This window comes from uncultured Tateyamaria sp., from assembly GCF_947487805.1.
Lineage (GTDB): Bacteria > Pseudomonadota > Alphaproteobacteria > Rhodobacterales > Rhodobacteraceae > Tateyamaria.
In genome coordinates this window covers 11,639-37,894 of the sequence record NZ_CANKXW010000012.1, presented here as the reverse complement: position 1 = coordinate 37,894, position 26,256 = coordinate 11,639, and the positions used below count along the sequence as shown (strand labels likewise).

The 26,256-nt window shown below is 63.4% G+C and carries 3 protein-coding genes; all 3 read left to right on the top strand.

Annotated elements, in window-relative coordinates; all coding sequences use genetic code 11:
* Window positions 1-521 (top strand): HlyD family efflux transporter periplasmic adaptor subunit (locus Q0949_RS20515; protein ID WP_299376962.1); only part of this gene is annotated, 521 nt, incomplete at its 5' end.
* A 2-nt stretch (window positions 522-523) separates the two neighbouring features.
* Entirely contained in the window at window positions 524-2,113 is a 1,590-nt protein-coding gene (locus Q0949_RS20510) for a hypothetical protein (protein ID WP_299376959.1), read from the top strand.
* 99 nt (window positions 2,114-2,212) lie between these two features.
* Window positions 2,213-26,206, top strand: a complete 23,994-nt coding sequence (locus Q0949_RS20505) for an LEPR-XLL domain-containing protein (RefSeq protein ID WP_299376957.1) — start codon at window positions 2,213-2,215, stop codon at window positions 26,204-26,206.
* Window positions 26,207-26,256: the final 50 nt, after the last annotated feature.

Below are 26,256 nucleotides of genomic sequence, written 5' to 3'. Positions count from 1 at the left end.
GCCTGTCAGAACTCAGGGACGCGCTGCAGGTTCTGGCCCCGCAGGAGGGTCGCTTTCAGCCGCTGATCGGCGCGGACACGCGCGGTCGGTTCATTCCGCAGGGAACGGTGCTGGGTTACGTGACCGATGACAGCGACGGATGGGTCGTGCGGGCCGTTGTGCCCCAAGAGGACATTGACCGCATCGCCGCCGCCGACGGCCCGATCCATATCCGGTTTTCCACGCATTCCTCCGATGTCTACGCGGCGCGCATCGTGGCCCGTACCCCTCGTGCCACGCGGGATCTGCCCAGTGCGGCCTTGACCACCACCTATGGCGGACCGATTGCTGCCGATTTCGGGCCGGTGCCAGGCCGCGCATTGGAAAGCGTCTTCATCCTTGATCTTGCCGTTGAGGGTCGCCCCGACACGTTGTTTTTCAACCAACGCGTGTGGGTGAGATTCGATCAGGGCCAAAGTCCGCTGGCCGTGCAGGCCGCGCGCTGGATGCGACAGATCTTTCTTGACCGGTTCGGGGTCTGACCGTGGCTGCCAAGCCGTTGACAAAGCCAAGTGCGCTCGACCGGTTTGGCGAAAGGGTCTGGGTGCGGATCTGGCCGATATTCCGCCCCTTGGCCATCCTCGACCTGATGCGGCGCGCAAGCGCACTCATGGCGACCGACGCGGCGGTTTCGGTCAAACTGCCCCTGCGCGACAGGGCCCGCGCCCATGCGGTCGCCCGCGGCTGGATCGTCGAGATGACAGATGCAGACCGCCGCGACCAGATCCTCGAATATGCGGCTCTGCTTCTTGCGCAAGGGCGCGACGGCGTCGCCATCCTATCGACGCACACCACCGAACCGGACAGGCTGTTCCGGCGGATGGCCGCATCCTTTGAGCGTCTTGGCATACCGCTGGCACTGCTCGAGGCAGACGCCGCTTTTCCGCTGAACCGTGCGACGGTGGGGCCGTTGCGTCGGCTGGCGCATGATGGGTTGCGGGATCGCATCCTGCTGGATGAGCCCGCCACGCCGCTACGCCTTGCAACCAGGGCGCTGCGCGGCAAACCCATGAAGGTCCCCACCGAACGGCGAACGCCAGCCGTGTTGTTTGCAGAAGCGGACCGCGCCTTGCTGGATGAAACACGGACCGCCATCGCAGGGGGCGTAGCGCTAGACCAGATCTTTGCCCCGCGCGAGGGGCGCAAGGCGCTGGAATTGGCCGCGACACTGACCGAAGGGCGCGACTGGGTACATGCGGCGCAACCGGCATTGACGGCCTTGGGGCGCGCGCGCGTGGTCGCGGAACAGGACGAGGATCTACCGGTTGAACCGGGGCGGCGTGCCTTTCTCCTGAACCTTGCATTGACTGCACAGCACGGACTGCGGCGCGACCACGATTATGCGATAGAAGACGACGCCTTGACCGTGATCGATCCAGCCACCGGCCTGCCCGACCCGGGACGGTCTTGGACCAGCGGTGTGCAACAGATGGTCGAACTGCAAAACGGCCTGCGCCCAACCCCTGTGCGGCGGTCCCGCGCACAGATCAACCTTGGCGAGGTCCTCGAGCAGATGCCGCTGATTGGCGGCGTTGCATCGGATCTGGATGGTGCGGGCCGAGAGGTCCATCTGGTCCACGGCACGCCGGTCTGGCCTGCGCGCCAACGTCGAAGACACAGACGCGAATTCCTGCGCTCGGATCGCGCCTTGGTGGCGCGCTTGGAACGCCTCGCAAAATCCGGTGCGGTGATCGTCACCGACCGCGGGCACCTGGCCGATGGCCTGCACAGCGCGCGCCGCGAAACAGCAGAGCAGGGGTTGGCCGAAACGGCCGGTCACCTCGTTCTGGCGGATGCGACCGAAACACGGCGCACGGCGGTCACCCTGTCGGATCGCAACGGCGGAGCGCGGGTCACGGAATGTCTGTCGCTGGACGATCCCGCGCTTGTCGGTTGGAGGTGGAAACTGGTGCGTATCCTGTGGCCAGTCCTCCCATGGCGTAGCGCCCGCGCGGGGCAGGTACTGGACCGTCAAAGGGCCAGACAGGCACGCATTGCCGCACGACAAAGGGCCATCCAAAAGGATGCAACAACACGGCGGCGTAGGTTGCTGGCGTTTGCAGGGCGCATCTGACCCGCACAGCCCGGAAAATTAACGAAGATTTCCCTAACGTAAATATCACCTACCGTGTTAGCGTCAGCCCATTGCACCCCGTCTGCTGGGAATTCCGTTATGGCTTATCCATTTGGTAAATCGCATTTTGAGTTGTCGACGCGAGTGGTACCGCGTCAAAAGCGCCGCAGCTACGGCGCGCTCATCCGAGAAGCGTTTGCCCGCCATCGGGAGCGTGCAAAATCGTCGGAAAGACGCCATGCGGTCACCGTCGAAGCGATGGAACCGCGCATCCTTTTGTCGGCAGATCCGATCTTTGCACATACGCTGGCGGACGGTGGCGATTATACGCTTGGCCTTGTCTTTGACGACACCGAAGATCTTTACCGAATTCAATTAACCAATGATATCGATGGGTTGGTGATCGCCAGCTCGGAATTGGAGGGCGTGACCGACGTTCAGATCACCGGATCTGCGGACGCCGACCAACTCACCATCGACCTGCTGTTCCGCCCCGATCCGGCCTTTACCATTTCCTTTGACGGGGGCGACGGCGACGACACCCTGATCATCGAAGGGCCCAAGCACACGAGCGTCGAATATGGCCTTGGTGCGGACGGTTCCGGCACAATCACGCAGACACAGGACGGCGTCGACCATGTGCGGGATTTCGTCAACGTCGAACTGGTCACTGACACGTCGGCGGCTGATTCGAGAATCATCAATGACACCGAAGCGGGCCGTGGCGGTCCGATCATTATCGGGGACAATGATACCGAAAACGACGGATTGTCTCGGATTTCGCTGGGCCCCGATGGCTCAAAAACCGTGCTCGACTTTGCCAAACCCGCCTTGGGGGGCGTCTACGGCAGCGGCGCGCTGGACATCAACATTCTGGACGGGAACGACGACATCCGTTTTCAGGGGTTCGACGGGCAACTGACCGACGCCGCGACCGAGCTTGACGTGGCCGGAACACCGGACGTGATTGCCCGTCTGACCGGGGGCGGCTCTGCCACGCTGACCGGGCCGCAGGCAGATGTGACGTGGTACATTATCGGAGAGGACCGCGCCTATGTGGACGGTCTGTTTGTCAGGGGCGTGGAAACCCTGACAGGTGCCGACAACAACAAAGACACTTTCTATTTTGAACTGAACGCCGGGAACCTGCTGGACAATGGCGGCGTCAATGACCCTTGGGCCAATATCGACGAACCCGGCCGTTGGACCGGCACGCTGAATGGCGGGGCAGGGGGCACGGACGTCATCGTTCAACAGGGTGCGATCTTCTCCGCGCCCACCTCGGGCAGTGCGGGCAGCGCATCCATCAACTTTGCCACGTTCAACTTCACCGGCATGGAACCGACTGTCACCATAGGCGGCACCGTTGGTGACGACGCATTCACATTGCAGGCCGCAGGTGGCGGCGCGTTTGAAATCATCGATGGCGACGGCAACCGGTTTGGCGGCAGCACGTTCAGTGCGGGCGCTCCGCTGGTCATCAATCTGGGCTTTGGCAATGACACGTTCGAACTTGGTACAGGCCTGACCGCCTGGTCCGGCAGCCTGACGGTGCGTGGCGACTTTGGTGCCGACGTGATCAAGATGGAGAACGATCTGAACACCCGTGGCGGCGATATCGTCATGGACGCAGAGCTGATCATGGTTGATGCGGCAACCATCGACACCCGCCTGCTTGCCGGGCAGGTTGGATCCCATGGCGACATCCTGCTCGAAGGCGGAGGAAGCGGTGTGGCCGCGTCGCGCTTTGCCGGTATCTTCTCGGGCAACAGTCCGTTCGACAATGGCGGTGCCGAAGTCGAGGGCGCCGGAATCGTCATCGGCGGCGGCGCGCAATTGCTGGCCGCCGATCCCAAGGGCAACGTCCTGCCTGCCACAGCGGGCAACGTGACCATCACGGTCGACGCAGGCTTTGCGCTGGATGCGCTGGCCTTCACGCCGGGGCTGAATGAAAAAATCGCAGCAGCAGCCATTCAAATCGGTGACGCGGTCATCCGCGCCGGCGAATTGAAGATCGAAGCGACGGCAGACAGCTCGAAAGCCGTCGAAATCGAGGTCGACGTGGACGCCCTTTTGGGCCTGCCCGACGATGGATCGCAGGATGGCGACGTCGAGGACGGCGATGTGCCCCTGCTGGTAGGCGGTATCCAGCTTGCCGCAAGCGAGCTTGAGAATGCGATCCAGCAGCAATTGGACAACCTGCCCGTCCTGGGCGCACTGACCAAGAAGATCCCGCTGCATTTCATGCGCGCCGAAGCCATCGCCAAGGTTGATCTTTGGGATGGCCTGCAGGTCTGGGCCGAGACCGTGATCGACATCGCATCTCACGCTGTTTCGCAGCTGCAATTCGTGAACCCGGGTCTGAACTTTGGCTTTACCTTCGGCGAATCCGACGCGACAGCGACCACCACCGTCGCGGACGGCGTCGTGCTGGAGTCGGGCGGACTCGTTTCAATCGACGCCTCTGCCGAAAACACGCTGGACGTCGCGACGAACATTCAGTCGGGCCTTGTCTTCAAAGCCAAGAAAAAGACCGGCTCGAGCACCAAGCAAAAACGCGTCAAGGGTCCCGCGATTGCCATCACGCTGGGCGATGCCACGACGAACGCCACCGTCGACATTCAGAACGGTGCGAGCATCATTGCCAGCAATATCGAGATTTCTGCCGAGACCAGCACAGAGCAGGCCGTCAGCACCTCGTCCAAGATCGTGCAGCCGCAGGCCAATCAGGGCCAGGCAGTGGGGATCACCCTCGCCTTCCTCGACAACCAAGCGACGGCACAGGTGTCGGGCACGCTGAACGCCACTGACGATATCAGCATCGAAGCAGATGCCGTGAACGAAGAAACCGTTCTGTCCACCAAGGCATCGACCAAATCCAAGCCTGCACTTGCCGATCAGTCGCCGGGTGCCGCCGCTCAACAGCAGATCACCGGCAAGGCCAGCGGGCTGGCCGGACGCTGGGGCGGGCCGGGTCAATTCGGTCTGTCGGCAGGCGTCATCGTCTCCGAAAATGTTCTCGCCGCCGAAGCCCTGATCCTTGATGGTGCGGTTGTTACGGCGGGCGCTTTGACCCTTCAGGCCCGGACCGAGGACAATTTCCGCACAACCGCTATTGGTGGATCCAAAGCCGGCGCGGCATTCAGCCTCGCAGGTGGCGTGAACGTGTCGCAGTTCGACAATGATGCAACCGCCCGTATCGATGCGGCAACCGTGACAGTCGCGTCGCTCATCATCGACGCCAAAGCTTATATTCCCAACCAGGTCGACCTGCTGGACGAGATCCCGGCCCTTGGGCAGGCATTCTCTGACCTCGGCACGTCGCTGGGCCAGATGCCGTCCCTGTCTCAGGCATTTTCGACGATCTGGAACAGTGTAGATGTCGAAGACCCATCCGCAACGCGCGGCGCGATTGCAGATGCGCAGACGGCCTTTACCTCATACTATGACGAGAGCCTTGGCCCTGCTCTGACCGGGGTGGGCGACGCGATCACACCGTTCATGGGATATCTGACGCCCACCGGTGGTCTGCCGGACAAAGTGGCGACAAGCTATGTGGCGGCCAGCGCGACAGCGGGCACATCCGATTCCACCACCACGACAGATGGCAAGTTTGCCGCCAGCGGGTCGGTCAACATCATGCTGATCGAGAACAAGGCAACAGCCGGTGTCGGCACAGGCGCCAACATCACGGTCACCGGCAATGAAGGTGCCTCCATTACATCGGACGCAACCATCGAGACGGTGGATATTGTCGGCATTCCGAACATCAAGGCCCTGTTCAAAGGCTCCACCAAAAGCGACGGATCCTCGGTTGGCGGGTCGTTCAGCTATGTCTCCAAGCTGAACGAAGCGGATGCCTATATCGCGGACGGCGCAATCCTGGATGTCACAAATGCACTGACGGTCGCGGCCGAGACACGGCAATTCGTTCTCAACGTCACGGATGCGGGCGGCGGCGCCGAAGACCTGAACTTCCAAGGCAGCATTTCTATCAATGACCATGCCAACACCGCGCGGGCGTGGATCGAAGACGGTGCAAACGTGTCGGCGGATACGATCACTGTCGACGCCGACCACTCTGCAACAATGCTCAGCTTTGGCCTTGCCCTGGCAAATGGCGGATCCACCGGGATCGGCATCAGCTCTGCGGTGAACATTTCGAACAACACGACGCTGGCGATGATCGGCGATGTAGTCACAGACACGATCCCGATGGGCTTTGATGCAGGGGTCGAGGCAGATGGCAGCGTCTCGATCACCGCCGACAGCACAAATCTGGGCCTGACGCTCGCCTTTGCCGGGGCCAAGCCGGACAGCGGCGGCGTCACGGGCGATCCTGCGGACAACAGTGCGGCGACCACACCGATGCCCAGCGATGTCACCATCACGGACACCGCCGTCGATGTCGGAGGCAAGGCCGGTTTGGGCATTTCCGGCGCGATTGGCATCAACATCATCAACCAGCACACCGAGGCGACGGTTTCTGATACCGATCTGGAGGTCGGTGGCGATCTGGATGTGCACGCACGCGCCGCGGGCCCCGTCGTGGCCGTATCGGCACCTTTGACGCTGATCACGGGCGCAACCGGCAGCGGCAACAATACCGGTATCGCCGGCGGGCTGAGCGTCACCAAATTCGACCGCGACACCATTGCGCAGATTGCCTCGGGCACGGTGACAATGACAGGCGGCGGCAATGTGGATGTGGACGCCGAAACCCGCTCGGAAACCGTTGGCGTTGTGGTCGGCGGCTCTGGCGGTTCGCAATCCGACACTGCGATTGCCGGGTCGGTCAACGTGACCGTTCAGGGTGATGACACGTTTGCCGCCATCGGTGCGGCTGCGACTATCACGGATGCGGCCGATGTGTCCGTGACGGCGCATGACCATGCAATCTCCGTTGCCGTTGCAGGCGCAGCGGCGGATGGCAATCGTACAGGCGTTGGTGCGGCCTTTGACATCGGCATCTTCAATGACACGGTCGAGGCGCGCATCGACGGGACCGTGACGGCCACAGGTGACGTTACTGTCGCCGCATCGAATTTCTCGGTTCTCGTGTCCTTGGCGGCCAGCCTTGGGAACGCCGATACCGGCCTTGGCCTCGCCGGGTCGGTTGGCGTGAACTACGTCGACAGCGACGTAACCGCCGAAATCGGCGGTACGGTAACAGCAGACGGATCGGTCGGCGTCTTTGCCACGGACCAGCTCATCGCCGTCTCCATCGTCGGAGCTGTCGGCAACGGCACCACCGGGATCGGGATCGCGCCAGGTGTTCTGGTGGTCGACCATGCCACTCGCGCCGCCCTGACCGGCACCGCAAATGTGACCGCCAAAGGGTTTGGCAGCGGGCTGGATTACCATGGCGGCACCGCGAACGGCCTCGTTGTTGCGGCCGATACGGATGACAAGTTGTTCATGCTATCCGCCGCAGGGGCCAAGGCGGACACGACCGCAGTGGCGGGATCGGTTGGCACCATCAACGTGTTGGGCACCACCGAGGCGACGATCGCCGACGGTGCACGCGTGAATGACGACGCAAACGCCTCGACCGTAGCGGCGGGCGGGTCTGCCTCGCAGGATGTGACAGTGGCCGCACAGGCGCAAACCCTCCAGATCACCGCAGCCGGGGGCGCCGCGCGCGGCGGCAGCACGGCAATTGGGGCCGCATTCGGCATATCCACGATGGACCGCGACGTGATCGCATCCGTTGGCACCGGCGCGCATATCGAGGCCAAGCGGCACCTGACCGTCGCCGCGGATGCGCGTGACACTATCATCACCTTTGCAGTCGGCGGATCGCAGTCCGACAGTTTCTCGGGCGCAGGGTCGCTGTCGCTGGGCGTACTGGACCGCACAACCACCGCCTATGTTGACGGCACTGTGCGCGTCGGCGGCAGTGTCGCGGTGTCATCGGATGCCAACCTGAATGCCGCGATGATCGCGGGCGCCATCGCTGTTTCCAGCGGTGCGGGCGCGGTGGGCATCGCCGCGGCGCCGCTGATCACGATCAACAACACCTCTGCCGAAGTTCGCGGCAACGCCGACATCGAAGCCAGTGCAAATGCGGCATCCGTGCTGTCCACCCTTGGCGGCAACCGGTCGGTTCTGGGCGTGGATGTCTCTGCCAATGATCGCATCGTTTCGGTCGCAGCAGCCATTTCAGGGTCTGCCTCCTCCGGCGGGTTCCAAGGGGCGGGCGCGTTTTCCGGCGCGTTCCTGTTCGGCACAGATCAGACAATCGACGGCGCGAACCCCGTGCCCTCGCTTGAATATGAAAACCCGACGACTACCGGCAATGCGTCCGTTACGCGCGCGATTGTCATGGACGGCGCGCGGGTTGCGACGCAAGGCAACCTGACGCTTTCGGCAGATACGACAGCCACGGTTGTGGCACTGACCGGCGCGGTGGCCGCAGGGGCCGGGTCCACCGGTGTCGGGCTGTCCGGCACGGTTGTGGCCCGCAAGAGCATCACGCAGGCCTTTATTGGTGCGGCCGACATCGACGCAGACGCCATCCGTGGCCCAAGCACCCTGGCCGATGACGGCGCGACACGCAGCATCAAGGGTGTGGACGTCTCTGCCGACAGTGATCTGGTGATTGTCGCCCTCACCGTGGGCGGCTCGGGTGCGTCGGGTTTTGCCGGTGCGGGTGCGATCACCGTCATCGTCACCGATGACGAGACCAAAGCCAGCATTCTGGCGGGCGCGGATATCACGACCGATGGCAATGTGACCGTCAGTTCCGATAGCGATTTGATCCTGACCTTCGGTTCGGGCGCGGTCGCACTGGGCGGCTCTGGCGGTATTGGTGCGTCCGTTGCCGTGGCCGTGACCCTGTCCAAGACCATTGCCGAGGTCGCCGCCGGGGCAACCGTGCGGGCATCGGGGGACAAGGGTCAAAGCCTCATTCCCGACGACGAAGGCACGCGCGCGGTGCGTGGCGTCGACCTTTATGCCGACAGTTTCTTTGTCGTAGCCGGTCTGACGGTTGCAGGCGCAGGTGGTGGCGGCGGTATTTCCGGCGCGGGAACCATCAACACGGTTGTGCAAACGGACGAAACACGTGCGTCGATCGGGGCACTGGATGTGGACGATGGCGGGGCCATCTCCCCGGCTGCCACAACGGTCGAAACCTCCTCAGGCAACGTGACGCTCGAAGCGGACAGCGATGCAATCATCGTGCCGTTGTCCGGTGCCGTGTCCGGCGGTGGTGGACCCGCCTTTGGGGCCACCATCGTGACATTGACCCGTGTTGCGGAAACGCAGGCATTGATCGGACGTGGTGCCACAGTTTCAGCGGACGCCGCAGGCGCAACTGTCGTCACGGACAGCGGCGACACACGCACCATCCGGGGCGTCGATCTGGTCGCCACGTCGTCGCCCGTCCTTGTTGCCGCGGGCATTGCGGGCGCGGTCGGTGGCTCGGGTGCCGTGGCGGGCGTTGTGGCCGTCGTGACCTCGGACGAAGACGTCGAAGCCGCCGTCAAAGGCGCCACCGTGACAACGGACGGCAACGTGACCCTGTTCGCCGATACGGCGACAGGGCGTGACGGGCTGTCGGGTCAGGATCTGCAGGGCGCTGTGATCGAACCAGTGACATCTGCCGTGATCGTGGCCGGTGGCGGCGCCGTTGCGGCGGACTCCGCGGTGGGCGTTGGCGCCACGGTTGGCACTGTCGTGATCGAGCACAACGTTGTTGCCACAATTGCGGATTCGTCTGTGACGGCAATGGCAATGTCTTCGCGCGGGTTTGCCGATCGCGCGATTGAATCCCTTCCGGGGCGGACCGTGTCCGGCGTCGATGTCGTCGCGCAATCCGATGTTTTTGCCGCCGCGTTGACCGTCGCGGGTGGCGCGTCCGGGTCTGTCGGCGTTGCGGGCGCGTTTTCGACCGTCACGGCGATCCGCACGACCGAGGCACAGATCGACGACAGCACCGTCAACACGAATGGCAATGTCACCGTGCTGGCCGATAGCGACGGAACCATCGAATCCCTGGCCGGTGGTGTCGGGGGCGGCGGTGCAGTGGGCGCAGGCGTTGGCGCCGCGGTTGCCTTCCACAGTGACACGACCGAAGCATCGGTGCAGGGCACAAGCAACATCCTCGCTCGCGGCATTGGCACTGGTACGGCGATGCCCACGGGCAGCGAACTTGGCGGTGCAAATGAAATCACGTCTAGCCTCGGCCTCGCCGTATCTGCCGTGTCCAATCAGACGATCATCACTGGCGCGATAGGTGCAGGTGTCAGCGGCAGCATCGGTGTGGCCGGCACAACCGCCGTGTCCGTACAAGAGGAATATACCCGCGCGTGGATCGGCAACGGTACGATCGTGACCGACGACGGGGCGAGCGCCGCGCAGGATGCAACAGTTCTGGCGCGCGACACCGGTCTGGTCGTGACAACCGGCGGCGCCATTTCAGGCGGCGGTGTCGGTGGCGCGGCAGCCGGGGCAGGGGTCCAGGTTACCACAAAGGAAACGCAGGCCTGGATTGCCGGTAACGTGACAGTCAAGGATGACATCATCCTCCGCGCACTGTCCTCGGACCAGGCCGTCGCCGTGTCGGTCGCAGGCTCGGGCGGTCTTTACGGCGGCCTTGCCGGATCGGCGAGCGTGGTCAGCATCAACAACACGACCGAAGCGACGGTCAAATCCACCGGGCGGCTGACCGCAGGGGATTCCATTGCGGTAAACGCGCTGGATGAAACGACGTTGGACGTGGTCGCGGGCGCGGTCGCAGGCGCGCTTGGCGCCGGTGCCGGGTCGGGCGGCGTGTCGGTCGTGGACAAGTCCACCCGCACAGAGGTCGAAGGCGGCGCAATCCTGACTGCGCAAGGGAACGGGGCAGGGGTCAAGACCCTGACCGGCGGCGTCGGAGTGACATTTGCGGCCGACAGCACCGACGAGAATGACGTCAACCTGAGCGATGTCGACGATGCAAACCTGTCCGAGGCCACCGCTCAGGGCTTTGGCGATGGGGGCGCAACCGGCGAGCGCGTCGCAGCGGCCCTGACAACGACCAAGGGCGGCATCCACATTCAGGCCGTGTCCACAGACCAGGTCGAAACAGTCTCCTTCAACGGCGCGGCGGGCGGCGGCGCTGTGGCAATTGGCGGTACGGCCAATGTCTTTATCAATGAAACCAAATCCTTGGTCGGCAATGGCGCGGTTCTGACCACGTCTGCGAACAATCATGACATCACCGTCGGCGCCGTGTCTGACGCATATGCGCTGAACATCATGGCGGCGCTGGCCTTTGGCGGCGGCGCGGGTGCACCGGGTGCATCGGCTGCCGTGTTCGACAACACCACCGAGGCGCGGATCACCGGGGCAACCGTCCGCAGCGCAGGCGATCTTGCAGTGACAGCGGCGGGCACGGATGACGCGCTCGCGATCACCATCGCCGTTGCTGGCGGCGGCGGGACAGGCATCGGCGCGTCAGCGAATGCGATCGTGGTGACGTCGGACGTGACCGCCGGCATCGACGGTGCATCGGATGTTGTGGCAGATCACAATGTCGCCGTCGCGGCGACGCACACAACGGATATCGACGTCATCGGTGGCGCCGTGGGTATCGGCGGCAGTGGCGCGGGTGGGGCCGCGGTCAACGTGGTGGTCATCGACAAGACGACAGATGCGTTCATCGCAGGCAGCGCTTCGGTGGCTGCCGAGGCCGGTGGCACATCCAACATGACCGTGGCCAACGGTGCGGTGTCCGAAACGGGCAACGGCCCCGCCGCGGCATCCGTGTCGATCAAGGGCGCGGCCGTAACTGCCAACAGCCAGGAAGACCTGTTTGTTCTGGGCGCCGCCGGTGCGGCATCCGGCTTTGTCGGTGCAGCGGGCGCGGTCGGGGTGATCGTGGTCGACAGCGACACTTCCGCTTATCTCGGCAATTCTGCCCAGCTGAACAGTGACGCATCTGCGGTCATTTCGGCGACGAACACGCTTGATGTCTTTGGTGGCAACGGCGGTGTTTCGGTCGCGCTGGCGGGCGGTGCTGCGGGCGCGGTCAGCGTCGTGGTGGTCCGTTCGGACACCTCCGCATATACCACGGCCGGAACCACACTCACCGTGGCAGACGATGCGATGATCGGCGCGGTCGATCTGCTGGATCTGGACCTTGTGACAGTTTCTGGCGGGCTGTCGGCTGGCATCGGTCTGGCTGCATCGATTTCCGTCGTGTCGCTTGGCAATGACCTGACCCAGGAACAGAGCGGACAGCTTTCGAACGGTGGCAGCAGCAGCCTGGGCCTTGCAGACGATGCGACATCGACGGGGTGGACCGGCGGCGTTCTGGGCGGGTTCTCATCCACCGGTGACGCGGACGGCATAGACGGCACGGGCACGCCAAGCGCAGCGGCCCGCCTCGCATCGGCAAGCGATGACGCCAAGACGACCGTGGATTCCAAGGCGGGCACAAATGCCGCCACCGACGGGCTGAATGCGCCCGCAGTGACCACGCAAGGTACCGACGCCTTTGTCGCGGGTACAGTGAACGCGGGCGGCGACATCGACATCCGGGCGAATGAACGGATCGATCTTGAAACGATTGCAGGGTCGGTCGCGGTCGGCCTCGGCGGCGTGGGCGCTGGCGTATCGGTCGCTAATATCGCGCGCGGCGCAACGGCCAGCATCGATTCCACGGCACGGGTCAAAGCAGGCCTGTCCGGGCCGGGTGGCGTGGACGTCCAGGCGGATATGCGGGTGGACGCCGAGGCGACCAGCGCGGTCGGCGCGGGCGGTCTGATCGGTGCGCTTGGTGCGTCGGTCACGATCCACGACGACACGGCAGGTTCCAAGGCCGAGGTCGATGGCCGCGTGACGGACGCCGATTTCGTGAACATCACCGCATTCTCCGAGCGTGACATCGAACTCACATCCGCCGAAGCAAGCATCGGCAGCATCGCCGCAGGCGCATCGGTGACCGAAGCCTCCGTGGGTGGTCTGACCGAAGCCCGCACCGGTGGAAGTGCCGTGATCGGTGGAGGATCCGACGGCGGCGTCGGAACCATCCTTGTCAGCGCGGACAGCCAAGTCGTTGCGGACGTCACGGGTGCCTCCGTGTCTGCCGGCATCGGAACGGGCGGCGTCAACTCCATGCGGGTTGATGTGACCAACACCGTGCGCACCGATGTCAACGCCTCGGATATCACGACGCGCGGCGCAACGACCGTGATGACAGACAGCGATATCGATGCCGATGTCACCATCAACTCGATCCGAGCCGGGGGGGTTACCCTTGGCAAATCGACCGGGACGACAAATGTGGCGGCAACGGTGGTCGCCCAGGTGCGCGGCGCAACGGACATCGATGCGACTTCCGTGCGCGTCACGGCGGATGCCAACCACGAGGCCGACACGGATGCGACCAGTTCGTCCGGCGGGGTGATCGCGGCTACGGGCGTCGAAGCCTTTGCAACCGTCGGCGGGACATTGACGGCCAGCCTTGGCGGTGCGGGCATGACGGTTGATGCAACCACGGTCCTGGTCGAAGCGATTGGCCTGGCCGACGCGGACGCCCGCGCACGCGGCACGGACGGCGGCGCGCTCGCCGTGGGCAGCTCTCTTGCACAAGCCACCGTTTCACCGGCGCTCAGCGCGCTGATTGGACAGGGGCGTGTCACGGCATCGGGCGACGTGGTTGTCATCGCGCGCCACAATGTCGAACGCAACGGTACGGCGCGGGCAGACACGGCGAACGATCTGGGGCTTGGCGCAAGTGCTGACGCACAATCGTCACTGGGCGGCCTGGTCGGGTCGACAGGGTCGACAGCCCTCGCCGTGGACCAGAACACCGTTTCAGCACGGCTGTCGGGCGGCACCGTGTCCGGCGCAGTCGTGAACGTCAGCAGCCTGTCGGTTGCACGCGCAGATGCCAATGCAACATCCGCCGTGGGCGGCGCCCTGGCCGAAGGGACATCGGTGGCCGGCACGACACTTGGCGGCTCCAACTCTGCCGCCATCAACTTGGCAAGCGTCACCGCAACCGGGGCGCTGATCCTTCAGGCGCTCGACTCTGCCAACGCCGAAGCGACAGCGCGCGCCGGTGGCGGCGGGTTGCTCGCGGGTGTCGGTGCGGACACGCTGTCCAATATGACCCGCAGTGTCACGGCGCAGATCACCGGCGGCGCATCCAACATCATCTCAGCGGACAGCATTCGGGTGCTGGCCAATTCCGTCATGCAGAACACCGCCATATCCTCGGGCGTGGTTGGCGGGTTGTTGGCCATCGGCAATTCCGAGGCCAACGCAACGACGATCGCCACGGTCGGGTCCACGATTTCCGGCGCAACCGTGTCTGCAACGGCAGGCAGTGTCGACGTCGACGCATTGTTCAACACCAACGACACCGGTTCCAGCCGCACAGGCGACGCGGCCCGTGCCTCGGCCACCACCTCTGCTGGCGGGGCAGGCGGCGTGTCCGCCTCCGAGGTGAACGCCACCTCGACCGTGAATATCTCGGCAGGCTTTGGCAACAACGCGACAGTCTCCGCGACAGATGACATCGATGCACTTGCACGCGCCTACAACGAGGCTGACGGCAAGGCCAACAACAACGCAGCAGGCCTGATTTCGGGCGGCACAGCAGAGGCGGTCTCGAACGCGACGACTAATGCACGCGGCATTCTGGGAACAGGCGCGTCGCTGACGGCCGCCGACATTGCCAAGATCAAGGCGCTCGCCATTGGCGAGCTGCGCGTCAATGCAATTGGCGGGTCTGCCGGGCTCGTGGCCGGTGCTTTTGCCAAAAACTCGGGCGCGATCAACACGACGGCCAATACAGAAGCCGGGGCGAACTCTTCGATGTCGGCACGTGATGTCCGACTGCTGGCCGAGACGATGGCCAATGTCATTTCCGACGTGTCGGGCAATTCCGGCCAGGAATTGACGAAAACTCTGGTGGCGCTGTTCACCGGAGATTTTGCCAACCTGTCAATCCCCTCGATCACCAGCCGTGGCGGGTCTGTCTCCGACATCAGCGGCGGATCGGACTCAAATGTCATTCTGGGCACGAACTCCCGGATCGACGCATCCAATGACGTTCAGCTTAACGCGCGCAACACGCTGGATCTGGATGTGGACGTGTCCATGACCGTTGGCGGCGCATTCCTGTCTGCCGGTGCGGCCTATGCCTATGCGCATATCGCGACCTTTGATGCAGACGTCATCCTTCGGGATGGGGCCACCGTACTTGCCGGGCGCACTGTCGACATCGACGCAACCAACATCATCTCGGGTCATCAGACCGCACAGGGCACCAGCAACGTCACCATTGGAGGTTCCAACGCCACCGGTCTGTCCGAAGTCGCCATCGGCTCGTCCGGTAACAAGGCCCAATCGCGTGTCTTGATGGAAGGCGCGTCCCGGATCGAAGCCGCAGCCCTGATCGATATCGACGTCGACGGCTTTGCCACCGATTACAACAGCAGCTCGGGCGGCGACTCGCTCAACGTGACTGGCCAATCGAACGCCGACGCGGCGGTTGCGGCAACCGCAAACGCCACGGCCATCGGCAAGGCGTATGGCCAGGCCGTGGTCGACATGGCGGATGACGCTGTCATGGTCACGCGCGCGGTCGACATTGACGGCGCATCAGACCTCAATATCTCCGAAGCCGCCAATGCAGACGCATCAAGCCCCATCGTCGAATTTGTTGAGACCATCGTCGAAGTGGTCCGCCAAGTGACCAAATGGCTGCCATGGCCTCTCGATGCCATTGTCGAATGGGTGACCGAACAGGTGGTCAAACTGGTGCGCGTTGTCACCTTCCTCGAAGAAAACGCGACCGTTACCAGCATTGGCGATGACGCGGACGACACCGTGAACCTGCGCGGTTCGATCTTCCTCGGGGATGGACAGGACAAACTGTTGCACGTCTTGGCAGACGGCACGATTTCGGCAGATTCGAACGTGGGGGCCACGATCACCAATGACCGGATCCTCGTTGATGACATCGTCAACGACGCGGGCGGCACACTCGATATCCGCCTGATCCGCGGGGTTGTCAGCGGTGATGCCGACATCTACCTGCCCAAACTGCTCAACAGTGTCCACCTGATCAACGACACCGCGCGTGACCTGCACGTTCAGCGGGTCGACATGATCTCGGACAATGCGGGCGAGCCGGACATCAATGTCATCGACAAACGGCCTGCACCGGCTGACATCATTCCGGGGTTCAACATCCGGAACGCGGGCGGCGACTATACCGAGTTCACCATTCGGAACAATTCGACCAATACGGGCTCTGACGTTCTGTTCCTGAACGATATTGCCAATGTGGCCGCCATCTTTGACTTCTATGTCGCGGGCGGCGACATCGAACAGGCCAGCGGCGTCGAGTTGATCGCGGGCGATGCTGGCGAGATGTTCGCCACCATGGATGCGGGTCGCTTGATCCCCGCCGTCACGATCATCACCGACCGCGGCGACATCGGCAGCAGCGGCAAGGCGTTCGAGGTCGAATTGATCCGCGGTCGCGACTTTGTCGATGGCACGATCTCGAGCACACCGGTGACCATGCTGGCCCACGCCGGCAACGACTCGCACCTCAAGATCCAAGGCACCAACACCAGCTTCCTTGCATCGACGCCAACCACGCAGGCGGCAGACATGATCCGCCTCGACCTCGCGGCCGGGAACGACATCAACTTTGTCGGCGAAGCGGGCAAGCTGACACGCGTTCTGACCACCGATCTAGGCGGCGGCTCTTTCCAGACGGTCGCAACCGATTACACGGTCGAAGCGGCCTATGAAATCCTAAATGCCACCTCGACCGGGGGCGACGTGCGCCTGTTGGCGCAAGGTCTGTCCTCCATGGCGATCAGTTCCGTGTCGGCGCTGAACGGGCTGGCGCGGATCGAAGCGGGCGGCAACCTGTCGGACCGTGTTGGCACCTCTGCCACCGACGTGCGCGCCCGGGATGTCACGCTGATCTCGCGGCTGGGCAACATCGGCAGTGCGACAGACGCCTTTGACATCGACAGTTCGAACGCATCGCCAGGCCTCGTTACCGCCACGGCGGTGAATGGGTCGATCACGTTGAACGAGACGGCAGGCGACATGCGGATCGAAACGATCCGCGCCGGTGGCGCTGTCGTTCTGAGCGGTCAGGGATCGCTTCTTGATGGGACCGGGGACGCGGCGGCGGATGTCGTCGGGTCGAACGTGACCCTGCGTGCAACGGGTGGCACGATCGGGACCACATCCGATCTGCTTGAACTCGACACGGCACGGCTGGATGTCGCGACTGCGCGCTCTGTCCACCTGGTTGAAGTGTCTGGCACAATGGTCGTCGGCGATGTCGATGCCACAGCCGGAAACGCCGAACTGCAAACGCGTTCGGGCAGCATTCTGGTGGAGTCCGTCTATGCCAGCGCAAATGCCGAACTGACCGCCAACGGCGGCTCGGTTCTTGACGGCGATACATCGTCGCTGGCCGCTGTGCGCGCCGACTCCGTGATCATTTCGGCATCCGGCATCATCGGGACGGCAAGCGATGCACTTGAAATCGACAGTGCCTTCTCTGGTGCCGGCACGGTTACCGCCTCTGCGGGGCAGGGCATCTGGCTGACCGAAACGGCCAACAGCATGACGGTGGCCTCGGTGATCAGCAACACGGGTCCCGTGGTTCTGATCAGCCCGGCAAATATCACCCTCGTGGACAACGGCCGGATCGAAGCCATCGCAGGCGCGGTCACCCTTGTTGCATCCTCGAACATCCAGACCGGCACCAGCAGCACGGTGCGGGCGCTCGGTGCCATGACGCTGAATGCCGCCAACCTGATTACAGGTGCGAATTCGCTGGTGTCCGGCGGCCAGATCACGGCGCAAATCGGCGCGACCGTGTCCACAGGCGCCAACAGCACGATGGCGGCAAACGGGGCGCTCGTGGCAAATATCGGCGGCACGCTTTCAACGGGAGTTTCGTCCAACCTCAATGCTGGCACCAGCCTGACGGTCAACAGCACAAGCGTTTCCACCGGCGCGGCCTCGAACATGAATGGCAGCGCGATCGACGTGACGACAACAGGCGTTATCCAGACAGGCACCGACAGTTCGATTTCGTCGACCGGGACAGTTGCTCTGAACGCAGGCACCAACCTCAGCACGGGCCTGCGCAGTTCCGTGGTTGCAGGCACCGCCATGTCGATCAATGCAAACGGATCGATCAGCACGGGCACGGAGAGCGACCTGGCAGCTGGCACAAGCTTGGCCATGCAGGCAGGCACCAGCATCGCCACCGGCACCGAAAGCACCATTCGGGCGGGTCAGAACATGTCCTTGGACGCCGGCACATCCGTCTCTACCGGCCTGCGCAGCGAGATGACCGCAGGTGGCGCGATCCAGATCGAGGCCGCAGAATTCATTGTCACCGGACAGGACAGCACGATGTCCGCAAGCGGCAGTGTCGCGGTGGATGCGGGCGCGGCGCTTGTCACCGGGTTCCGCAGCGACATGTCGGCGGGCACCTCCATTCAGCTTGCGGCAGACACCTCGATCACGACCGGCGCACAAAGCACGATGTCGGCCGGGACAACCATCGGCGCGGATGCGGCTACGTCGCTGACGACCGGTGCGGGTTCGTCGATGACAGCCGTCGGTGCGATCACGCTGACCGCTGCGGATGTCTTCCACGGGGTCGGCGCAACCATGTCCGGCGCGTCCATCACAGGCACAGCGTCTGGCTCGGTGACACTGCGGCAGTCCTCGCAGATGCAGGCCAGCGGTACCGCGGCACTCAGCGCCGGAACGGATCTGACGGTAGAGAATGACGCCACGGTTGATGCCCAGGTCATCGACCTGCACGCAGGCGATGCTGCTGCGTTCGAGGCACGGTCTGTTCTGACTGCGACCGACGCGCTGACCGTCTCGGGCGGCGACAGCCTTTGGCAGCAAGCGGACGCTCAGTTCGTGGCGGGCGAAACCATGCTGCTCTCCATTGATCTGCTGGACCGCGATGCGGCCGGTGGGACAATGTTGCTTGAGGGTGTGTTGGACGCCGCTGCCATTCTGATGATCGGCGGCGACGAGGACGACAGCTTTACCGTCGCGGTTCAGTCGATCGACGGCAATACGCTTTTGTTGGGCGGAGACGGCGACGACACGGTGTTCATCGACCGTCTGCCGTCCATGACAACGGTGCGGGATGGTCTGCGCGATGCGTTCACCGTCGACGGACAGGGCGGATCGGATGACGTTCGGATCGACCTGACGGGGACAAGCGACGTGCTGATCCGCGTGTCCGACAGTGGCGCGCCCGGCGATGGTATCGACACGATGTCGATCAACACGACCACCGACAACGATACGGTCCTGGTTCGCGCCAACTTTATCGCGCTGCTTCAGGATGACGGGGCCGGTGGTTACAATGACGCGCTGGAGCGCATCGACTATGACCAGTCGATCAATGCACGTGTGCGCATCGATACCGGCCTTGGCGATGACTTGGTAGTCATCGACGACAACTCTGCCCTGCTGACGATTGACGCGGGTGAAGGCGACGACACGTTCCAGGTTGGTCAGATCTTTGGCACGAGCCGCGCGGCGCCGAACGTGGCCCCAGGCGACGAGATCGCAACCGTCAACACCACGCTGGGACTGCTCAGCCGCGGGATCTCGCAGGCGACTGTCCTTTATGGTGGCGTTGGCAATGACACGTTCCGTGTCTACTCCAACCACGCTGAATTGCGGATGGAAGGCGAGGACGGCAATGATGTCTTCCTCATGCGCGCCTTCCTGCTGGAAAACAGCAGCGACATTTCCCTTGTCGGCCAGACCCAGCTGAACGCGGGCGCGGGCGATGACGAAGTCCGCTATAACGTGAATGCACCGGTCGATATTGATGGCGGCGCAGGGTTTGACCGCGTGATCGCGGTCGGCACCGAAGGCGATGATGTCTTCCTCGTCACAAGGGACGGCGTCTTTGGCGCCGGCCTGTCGATCACGCTGTCCGGCGTCGAGGAATCGCTCGAGGTTGATGGCCTCGAAGGTGACGACACGTTCTATATCCAGTCGACCAACCCGGACGCGATCACCACGATCATCGGTGGCACCGGAAGCGATACGTTCAACGTCGGCGGGTCGGTCATCCAACCTGTCGTGGCCGCCCAGTCCGGCGGACAGACCGGCGTCATCAACCATATCACCAATGCCGATCCGACCACGGACGCAGGCTATGCCACCTTGCTCGCCCAGGGCGTCAACCTGCTGGTCAAACCGGTCGATGCGGAAACACCCGTCGTCATTACGCCATCTGGCGCGGACACGTCGGTGCGCGAAGGCAGCGGGCTCTTTGACAGCTATACGCTGCGTATGCCCGCGCTGCCTGCGGACGCGGCCACACGCGCGTGGATCACCGTTTCGGCGGCTGTCCCGTCCTCGGCCCAAGGGGCCGGTGCGCGCGGTGTTCTGGTGTCGCTCGATGGAGTGACATGGGCCGAGCAGCTGGTCGTTGCCTTTGACGCGACCGATTGGAACGACGCACGCACCGTGTTCGTTAAAGCCGCCGATGACACGGTCGAAGAAGGCCCGACCGTCGCCATCATCAGCCATTCCATCATTTCCAATGACGCCGCCCTGAACGGCGCGCGCATCGGCAACCTGTCTGTCGATGTGGGAGACGATGACGCGGCCGGGATCGTGGTCACGCAGACCGATGGCGGCACACGTGCCATCGAGGGTGGCGCGGGCGACACCGTCTCTGTCACTCTATCCCGCGCACTTGATGCAGGCGAGGTCGTAACAGTCACACTGGACGCGGATCCGGGCGCCGGTGTCAGCGCGACGACATTGACCTTTACGGATGCGAACTGGAACGTGGCGCAAACCGTTACCGTCTCGGCATTGCAGGACAGCGCACAGACCGGCAACCGTATGGCCGACATCACCTTCAGTGCCAGCAGCACGACAGGTGGGTTCAACGCGGATGCGGTCGAGATCGAAGCAGAACTGGTGGACGACGAAACCGCCAGCCTGATCGTCACGCAAAGCGACGGCAACACTGTCGTCGGGGATGGGCTGACCGACAGCTATACGCTCCAACTGTCCAAGCAGCCGGTCGGCACGGTGACTGTCACCCTTCAGGACGACGGCCAGACGATCCTGAGCAGCGCGGATGCGCGTTTCTCGGGCAATACCGTGACCTTTGATGCATCCAACTGGGACCAACCGATCCAGATCGATGTCTCGATGATCGCGGGGCTGGCACCTGTCGACCCGGACAATCCCATCCTGACCGTTGCGGCCAGCCCGCATCGTGTCGATGCGGTGCAGGGCCCGCTGTTGCTGAACGGTGGTGTCGGACCAGAGAACCGGTCGATTGTTGCCGCTGTCATCCTGCCCACGGAAACGGATGTGCCACCGACACAGCCCGAGCCGGACACAGACGAGACCGGCGATATCGATCGGGTCAACGTCTTCTCTGATGGCACCAGCGCAGATACAAGCGGCCGCCTGACCGCGGACAACATCTCCGGACTTGGTATGGGCGGTGAGCTGACATTGGATACTGGCGAACCGGGTGCACCCAACCCGGTCACCTATGCCGGCGGCATCACCTATACGGACATGGACATCGTCGAGGTCATGTTGGGCCGCGGCAACGACACGTTCGTCGTCGAAAGCACGGCACAGGGCGCAATCACGGCTATCCATGGCGGTGGCGGAAATGACAGCCTGACGGCGCTTGATCATGATGGGCCGCTTGTTCTTTACGGTGACACCTCTGCCACTGGCCTGCGCTATTCCAGCAGCATCGATGGCATCGACGAGAACGCGTTCAGCTTCCCGTCGGATGGCGATGACCTGATCGATGTTTCCGCGACCACGACAACGGTTGTGATCGACGCAGGTGGCGGTACGGACGTCATCCTTGGTGGCTCCGGCGGCGATCACATCGCGGCGGGTGGCGGCAATGATCTGGTGATCGCAGGGGCTGGCCTTGACCACATCTATGGCGATGGGCGGTTCGAAGTCGATCTGATCACACGCGTCACAACCACGTTCGATGGTGCCACAGGCGCAGATACTCTGCGCGGCGGAGCGGGCGACGACATCATCTTTGGCGACAATGGCCGCATCCTGCAGCCGGGTCTTCTCAAGGTACTGGGAACAGCCGGGGCAACGGCAGTCACGACCACTGCGCCGACAGTTGGCGGGGCCGACCAGATCGAAGGTCAGGACGGCGATGACCTGATCCTTGGTGGCGCGGATGGCGACGATATCAGCGCAGGTGGAGGAACCGACGTGGTGATCGGCGACTTTGGCGCGATCCTCATCAGCAACGGTGCCTTGCAAACAGCACGTACAACCGATGCGGCGGCGACCACGGGCGGCAATGACACAATCCGCGGTGGCACGGGTGGCGATGTCATCCTTGGCGGTGCTGCCGATGACAGCATCTTTGGCGAGGACGGCAAAGACGTTGTGCACGGTGATCATGGCCTTGTCCGGTGGACGGATGGCGCGATCACGCGCGTTGTCACGATTGACGAAATGGCGACCACAGGCGGCACGGATGCAATTTCGGGCGGCGCGGATGATGACCTCATCCTTGGTGGTTCGGCAGGCGACCTGATCCAGGGCGATGCCGGAAATGATCTCGTCTTTGGCGATCACGCCGAAGTCCTGCTGGCAGGCGGGCTGGTCACACGTGCCGAAACCCGGTTCATGGACAAAGGCAATGGCGGGGCGGACACGATTTCAGGTGGCACCGGCGACGATATCGTGATGGGCGGCGAAGACGGCGACCAGATCGACGGGGGCGACGGCGAAGACCTGATCGCGGGCGATGGCGGCTTGGTGACATTCACACCCGGCGCTCAAGTGGTACAGCTGTTCCAGACCGCGACGCCGGGCATAGGCGGCAATGACACGATCATCGCGGGCAATGGCGATGACATCGTGCTGGCGGGCTTTGGTGCAGACAACGTCAATGCGGGCGAGGGCGGCGATCTGATTCTCGGCGACAATGGGATTGTCATTCTCAGTGGTGGCAGGCTGCTGACGGTAGAAACCTCGGACGCGGTGTTCGGTGATGGCGACACGATTGTTGCCGGCAACGGCAATGACATGGTTCTGGGTAGCACCGGCGGCGATGACATCGACACCGGCAATGGTGATGATCTGGCCTTTGGTGACTTTGGCCGGTTGCTGTTCACCGCGGGCGCTCTGGCACGTGCGACATCGATCGACACAGACAAGGGCGGGGCGGACACGATCACGCTGGGCGCAGGAAACGACATCGCGCTGGGTGGCGCGGATGGCGATACGATCCTCGGCGGCGCGGGCATGGATATCGTGCTTGGCGATGCCGGTGCCGTGCTGCGTGACGTTGATGGCGACGTGTCCAGTCTTGATGCGGTGCACACGATCGCACCGCTGGACGGCGGCGACGACATCATCGACAGCGGCGACGGCAATGACGCGGTCTTTGGCGGGACAGGTTCCGACCTGATTGTCACAGGCGCGGGCAACGATCTGGCCTTTGGCGATCACGGCGGGCTGGAACGGCTCGAAGACGGGGCGATTGACCTGTCGCAACTGCCGCTGACAACCGCGGCGGATCTGCCGTTTACCTTCACGTCGCGCGATATCGGAACGCTGGATGGCGGCGGGGATGACCGTATCATCCTTGGACTCGGCGATGACATTGCTGTGGGCGGCCAGGGCGGCGACCTGATTTCCGGCGGTGACGGTCAGGACGACCTGATTGGCGGGCACAATGTCTGTGAAGGTGCCGATGGCGATGATGCCATCGATGGCGGCGCGGGCGACGATGTGGTTGCGGGCGACAATGCCGAGATCCTGAGACGCGCGGACAACCTCGATCAGCGCACGCGCACCCTCATGGGACAGACGCTGTATACGCTTGATCCGCAAACCGGGTTCTTTACAGCAGGCTACACGGCCGATGTGGATCAGGTATGGCAGACCAACCCCTTTGGCAGCCAGGGCCGCGACATCAGCTTGCTGGATCATTCCGAAAATGCGAGCCGCACGACTTGGGGCAATGACCTGATCGCGGGTGGCGCGGATGCGGATCGGCTGTTTGGTCAGCGCGGCGCAGACACGGTTCTGGGCGATGGTGCAATCGACTTTGACGCAATTGGCGGGCCCGTGGCTATCGAAACCGGCGCGGCCAGCGACAGTGGCGATTACATCGAAGGCGGTGGCGGATCGGATCTGATCATCGGCGGTCTGGGCCAGGATGACCTGATCGGTGGCTCTTCGCTGCTGTTCCTGGGCGACAGCTGTGGCGACCCCGATGGCGAACGGCTCATCGATGACGCCGACACCATCTTTGGTGGCACGTCACAGGATCTGGATCGCAACAGCATGGGGACCGGCGGCGACGACCGCTATGCCCGTGATGCGGATGTCATCCTCGGGGACAACGGCACGATCTACCGGATTGTGCTGGACGGAGCCGCATTGAACTATGCGTGGGATATCACCGGCACCGATGCCACCGAACGGGTGCAGGTGCGGGCGGTCGAATACCTCGCCTATACTCCGGGCGGCGCGGCGACCGACATCGGCGGCGGCGACCTGATCCATGGTGAAGGCGGCAATGACATCATCCACGGCCAAGGCGGTGATGACACGGTCTATGCCGGAGCCCAGGACGACGACGTGATCGGCGGCGCGGGTGATGACTGGATTTCCGGCGGAACCGGCAATGACGGCATTCTCGGAGATGACGGCAAGATTCTCACCAGCCGCAACGGCTGGACCGAGGCTCTGATCAACCTGACCACGGCGCGCACCGAACAGATTGTCACAACCAACGCGCGGGCATTCCATGCAATTCTGAACCCGCTGGGCGAAATCAACAAAACCGTCGATCTGGAACCATGGGATCTGGGCGGTGACGACCTCATCTATGGCGGCTTGGGCGACGATTCCCTGCACGGCGGCGCGGGCAATGACGGCATCTCCGGTGCCGAGGCCCTGGCCGAGTTCTATGATGCACCCAGTGACTGGCGGCCGATGATTGATCCGGCAACCGGTCGTCTGGTGGCGCCGGATGGGTACTATGACAGCACCAACGCGCTGGTGCGGATCGAAGGGTCTGTCCTGAACTTTGACCACACCGAAGGTGAGCTGACGCCAACGTCCCGCGAGTGGGCCAAGGGCGATGGCGACGACAAGATCTTTGGTGACATCGGTGCGGACTGGCTGATGGGCGGCACGGGGCGTGACAACGTCTGGGGTGGTCTCGGAACGGATATCCTGAACCTTGACGACAATCTGACCACTGCCGGCGGTGCAAACAATGCCCCAGATGCGGCAACCACACCGATCTCGGGTTACGGTGACCTTGCCTATGGCGGCGGCGGTCGTGACCTGTTGATTGCCAACACCTCGCATGATCGGATGATCGATTGGGCAGGCGAGTATAATGAATTCGTCGTACCCTTTGCGCCCAACGGCGCGTGGACCATTGTGCGGGCGCCCGCGCCGTGGGTCATCGATCATATTCTCGCCGTGGCGGAAAGTGATGGCGCAGATCCGACCCGTGCCGCGTTTGGCGACTCGGATCAAATGGGCGAACCGTACGGAGAGCTTGGCCTGGCCGACCAGGACAGCGGGTTGTGGCAGAACAACACCGGTAGCCCCGCTGGGAAGCAAAGCGGGAACATCGGTGGCGGCAAACGTGATGGCCGCGGTATCGAACCCGCGCCACAAGCGACCGATCCCGACGACCTGAACTTTATCGTGGCTCCGGGTGAAAGCCCGACCTCGACGGTCACCCTTGACGCGTTGACCCTGTCCATCGGTGCAGAAGAAGACGCATCCTGGATCACCGAGGAAGTGATGAATGTTGCACCCGCAGCCGCCGAAGTTCTTGTCGAAGACGCGACCCCCGACGCAGTGATCGTCGTTCCCGCACCCGCAAACGAAGCGGCAGATCCACAAGACGGGATCAACGCGATGGCCACCGGTACATCGGACGGCGCGGTGGATTGGGATTATACCCCTGTGCCCGTCATCAATCCGACGCCCGCTGCCCAACCTTCGGTGCACCCGGTTTGGACAACACACCCGGGCAATGCCAAGGGACGGGACAAAGATCGCAAATAACCACGGGGCGCTCCTGACGGAGCGCCTTCGGACGCTGCGGATGTGGATGG

Bases quoted from the DNA above. Each gene is read 5' to 3' on its own strand.
- Q0949_RS20505 (WP_299376957.1), top strand. From the start codon at position 2,213: ATGGCTTATCCATTTGGTAAATCGCATTTTGAGTTGTCGACGCGAGTG.